At 59.5% G+C, this 4,741-nt stretch carries 4 protein-coding genes; all 4 read right to left on the reverse strand.

All coding sequences use genetic code 11. The features are described from left to right. Nucleotides 1-2,136 (reverse strand): ATP-binding protein (locus IAQ70_RS22370; protein WP_190992149.1); only part of this gene is annotated, 2,136 nt, incomplete at its 3' end. 281 nt (nt 2,137-2,417) lie between these two features. Further along, nucleotides 2,418-3,824, reverse strand: coding sequence for an LLM class flavin-dependent oxidoreductase (locus IAQ70_RS22375; protein WP_190992150.1), 1,407 nt, complete (start codon nt 3,822-3,824; stop codon nt 2,418-2,420). A gap of 61 nt (nt 3,825-3,885) precedes the next feature. Then, nucleotides 3,886-4,224 (reverse strand): putative quinol monooxygenase, encoded by a 339-nt coding sequence (locus IAQ70_RS22380; RefSeq protein ID WP_317983750.1) that lies wholly within the window; start codon nt 4,222-4,224, stop codon nt 3,886-3,888. Between the two features lie 268 nt (nt 4,225-4,492). Continuing rightward, on the reverse strand, nt 4,493-4,741 hold a 249-nt coding region (locus IAQ70_RS22965), incomplete at its 5' end, for an OpcA/G6PD domain-containing protein (protein WP_223860560.1).

Below are 4,741 nucleotides of genomic sequence, written 5' to 3' on the forward strand. Positions count from 1 at the left end.
ACCGAGCATGCTCGTCAAGGTCCAAATGTCATCTGAGTAGCGGAGTATCTCCAACGCCTCATAGCCTGCCGCGGCTGCGTCCTTGTGCTCAAGGAACGCGGGAAGCTGCATCGCACGCATGGCCAGGCCATGCCCGCGGAGCTCCGCATCACCGAGCCGGGAGGCCATGTCCAACTCTTCGTCGATGGCCTTCATGCTTGAGCCGTAATCACCGCTCCAAGCCTGGGCAAAAGACAACGCACCAAGCAGCCTTCCCCGTTCGGCGCCCCCGTGGCCGTCAAGCATCTTGAGTCCATAAGCTGCCAAATCGAGGGCTTCGGGCATCCGGAAAAACCAAAACATGGTGTGTGTGGCAGCACGGCACGTGCGGGAGATGGCTTCCAGGTCTCCCACTTCTGCATAAAGGTCCAGCGCATTGCGTAAAGAGGCCACCGAATCCGGCCAGCGACCCAATGTACGTAACGTCAGGCCACGCTGGAACCATAGTTCCGCACGGTCAAAGGCGTCAGCCGCATCGATGTATTCCAAGGCCTGGTCCAGAAAGCGAAGTCCCTCTTCGGCCGCGGAACTGTTCAATGCGGCCCTGCCCGCCATGGTTAGGTAGCGCACGATATTCTTGCGGTCTTTAATTTGACCTGCCTGAACCAAATGCCATGCGATCTCATCGGCCCGCATTTCCAAAGCCTCGGGAAACAGTTGCTCCAAAGCCGTGCCGGCTGCGGCATGTATTCGGCGCACCCGGGCCGGGGACAGGCTTTCAACGATTGCCCGACGCACAATGGCGTGCACAAATTCATAGCGTTCCACAGCATCGGGTGAAGCGGCTGTGACGTCGTACAAAAGCTGTGCCTGGGTTGCTTCCTCCACTCCTTCCAGAAGAGTGAAATCGTCCACTTCAGCAAGTTGCTGCAGCACGCTGAGGTCAAATTCCTGCCCCAGTACGGCGGCGATGCCGAGGAGGGTCTGAGTCTCTTGTGCGAGTCGCCGAACACGTGCGGTAACGATGTCCTTCACGCCGTGAGGAACGTCTGCATAGCCCGCCGATTTCGGCCCGCTGCCCTCTCCCAGGCTTCGGATCAGCTCTCCGGCGTACAGCGGGTTTCCCCGAGTTTCCGCGTAGATGTCATAGGCCACGCTTTCAGAGAAGATGTCATCCCGTGATTGTGCCGATCCGTCATCTGAAGCCAACAGTTGAGCGACCTCGAGCCGGTGCAATCCACCCAGCTCAATCTGAGCGGGCATTGCGTCGCGTCGCAACCTGCCCAGGAAATCGATGAGGGCATCTGAGACGTCCCCGGGGCGAAGAGTACAGATAATCATGGTGCGCTTAAGCGCCTCCTCCTGCATCAGGTGCTTAAGCAGCAGGAGGGTGGGCTCGGGAGCCCAGTGCAGGTCATCGAGTACCAGCAGCATGGGCGAGGCAGCCGACGCACGCCGGAGCACACGCGTGACGGCGTCGAAGAGCCGCAGCCGGGTAACGTTCGGATCGGTGCGCACAGCATCAACGGGAATCCCCGGTAGACGGATGCCGGAAATTGGAATGATCGTTTCCAGTTCGGCGGCGACGTCACCAAGCTCTCCCGCCAGGCTGGCCGGATTGCTTGCGCGAATGTAAGGGGCGAGGGCGTGGCCGACTGCTTCAAAAGGACCTGCCACGTCTTCGTCGCAGCGTCCATGCAGCACCAGCGGGTCGTCATTGACCAAGAGCTGCCGCATGAACTCTGCAACCAGCCGGCTCTTTCCGATGCCGGCATCGCCCGAGACCAGCACAAGGCGCTGTGCGCCCGCCCTGGCCATGTCCCACTCATCGTGGAGTTGTTCGAGCTCCGGACCCCGGCCTACAAATTCACCTGCCCTGGCCATGCGAAGCAACGAAGGGGGAGCCTCAAGCCGTAATGGACCGGAATCTTCAGTGGCCCGGACTGCAGCCAACAACCCTGAACGGGACGAGACGTCAAACTTGGTCAAAAGATTGGAAACGTGGCTCTCGACCGTTCGCACGCTGATCCCCAGTGTGGCTGCGATCTCGGCGTTGGCCAGATGGTTAAGAACGGCCTGGAGGACCTCCCACTCCCGGGAGGTGATGCCCCGGTCTACACACGACTGAGGCTTTGGTTGCTTGAAATCTACCGGCATTTACGGATTCCTCTCTGAACCCCAAAGTGTGGCAGTGCAACTTCACGATCAGCCGGTCTCCTTCGACCGGCCGTTCGCGTAGTTCGATCTGAACGCAATACTTTACCTACAGGTGACCAAGAACACTCGGCATGTCCACCGCGTGAACGTTCGGGCCGGCGCTAGCTTCCCGTGGGCCGCGTCGTTGATCACTAAACCCAGGGAAGGAGTGGCGGCCGCCGATCCACGAATCGGCGGCCGCCGTTCTCATCCTCTTTAGCTGTGCAGTTCGGACGGCTTCATCAGGAGACTGATGCCGCCACGCCCAGCCGGTAGTTGGCGCCGGCATGCTCTGAAGGGAGCAGGGAGTCACCTGTGAGACGTTCACGCAACGTCATCACTGCGTCCGAGGTCGGGTCCTGCGGGACATGACCTCGCTTGCGCAGTTCGGGAACGACCAGCTCGACGAAGTCCTCCATCGTCCCGGGTGCAATGACCCGGCCAAGGTTGAAGCCGTCGACATCTGCAATCTCCATCCATCGTTCCATCTCATCGACGATGGTTTTCGGCGATCCAACCACTGAAGCGCTAAATCCGCCGATGCACAGCCATTTCGCAAGCCGCTCCTTTGTCCAGACAACCTCACTGTCAACGCCGGTCAGCATCTCGATCATTGCCCGGATAGCGTCACTCTCGATACTCTCCAGGGGCTGGTCATCCGCCGCCGACGACATATCAATGCCTGTCCATCCGCCGAACAGGGTCAGTGCCGCGTCAGTATCTGCGTACTTGTAGAAGTCCTCAAGCTTGGCCTGGGCCTCCTCATCCGTCGGTGCCGTGATCGGGGTCAACATCACGATGACCTTTACACTCCGGGGGTCCCTGCCCGCCTCGGCTGCCTGCTGGCGAACCTTGTCAACGGTCGGGCGCAGCTCTTCGGGGCTCGTGCCGATGACGAACACTGCCTCAGCGTGCTTCCCGGAGAACTCCATGCCCTTCTTGGATGTGCCCGCCTGGAACAGGAAAGGAGTGCGCTGTGGACTCGGCTGCCCCAGGTGGGCGCCGGGAACCTTGTAGTACTTCCCCTCGTGGTTGATGTCATGGACTTTGGACGGATCCGTGAAGATACGGTTCTTCTTATCCATTACCACGGCGTCGTCCTCCCACGACCCTTCCCAAAGCTTGTAGCAAACCTCCATGAACTCGTCCGCCACTGCGTAACGCTCGTCATGCGGGATCTGCTTATCCAGCCCCAGGTTCTCGGCTGCGCTCGCCTGATACGACGTCACGATATTCCAGGCGACTCGGCCCTTTGTGATGTGGTCCAAAGTGGTCATCGTCTTAGCGAAAGAATACGGAAGTTCGTAAGTCAGTGACTTCGTAACCCCGAATCCCAGTCTTTCTGTAACAGCCGCCATCGCTGCCACCGGGATAGCCGGATCTCCGACAGGCGCCTGGGCCGCGGTGCGAAGTGCGGTGTCACGTGATCCGCCGTAAACATCGTAAAAGCCGAGGACATCTGCAATGAAGAGGCAGTCAAATCCCCCACGCTCAAGGAGTTTGGCCAGGTCGATCCAGTAGTCGACGTCCTTATAGCGGTGGGTCTGGTCATCAGGATGTGCCCACATCCCAGGGTTCTGATGCCCCACACAGTTCATGTCGAATGCGTTCAGAATCATGCGCTTCTTGGGGTTCTGCTTACTGGCCATGTCTATATCCTTTTGCGGTTAAGGTGTATGTCGATGAAGAACGGTTTCGAGAGCGAAAGATTTATATGAAGGCGAGGACCTCCACGGGTTGAATCGAGGGTGGGGAGGCGAGAAGTTCATCCGCCCTCGATCCCAGGGCTGTGGCTACCTTTCCGGAGAGATGTGCCTGACGGCCTTCCTCATGCGGAAACGTGTCGTAAATTCCGAACTGGGTGGAATTGATCTTGAAGGCGTACCAAGTGGATGAGTCAGGCTCCTCAACAACGAGGGCCCGAGCAGCCTGGAGGAAGTCAGCCAGTTCGGCCTCCTTGCCCGGCTTCGCCTCCAGCGTCACTAACAGTCCAACAGAGCTCGTCATAACGTCCTCCATCATCTTCAGCATCACTGTGATGCTGATCACTGCCCAACCTACGTTCACGACGCACTGCCCTACATCCGTGCTCAACACTGAATTGACCACGGAAAGTAACCCCTAGTGACGGTGGAGTTAGCTGTTGCCGTGGACAACGGAGGCAGTGATGTTGGTGGGCGCAGCCCTGCAGAACCCTCGCGGAACGGGGTTTTGGGGGTGCCCGCATTGATGCGACGGTGGCCAGGTCCACGGCAGGCCGAATCGCCCGGGGGAGGGAATTCCGCCACTCCAAGGGGAAGTGTTGGTTCGTCGTCTTTTAGACGGTGATCAGCGAAGAACAGTCTCCATGCGCTTGCTGCTCGGCATTGCCGATCAAGGAGTGATGGGCTTCCTGCTGCGTTCCGGGGCCTGGGAGGTTGGTGATGGTTTCGCCGAAGACTTCGTCGGGGTCGAGGCGGCGGAGTTCTTCGGCGAGGCAGTCTTTGAGGCTGCGGCGGGGCAGGGAGATGCGTTGTGCGGGCTGGCCGGGCTGGGTCAGTTCCGCGATGGACAGTCCGGGCCGGTG

The organism is Pseudarthrobacter sulfonivorans (assembly GCF_014712225.1).
GTDB classification, from domain to species: Bacteria; Actinomycetota; Actinomycetes; order Actinomycetales; family Micrococcaceae; genus Arthrobacter; species Arthrobacter sulfonivorans.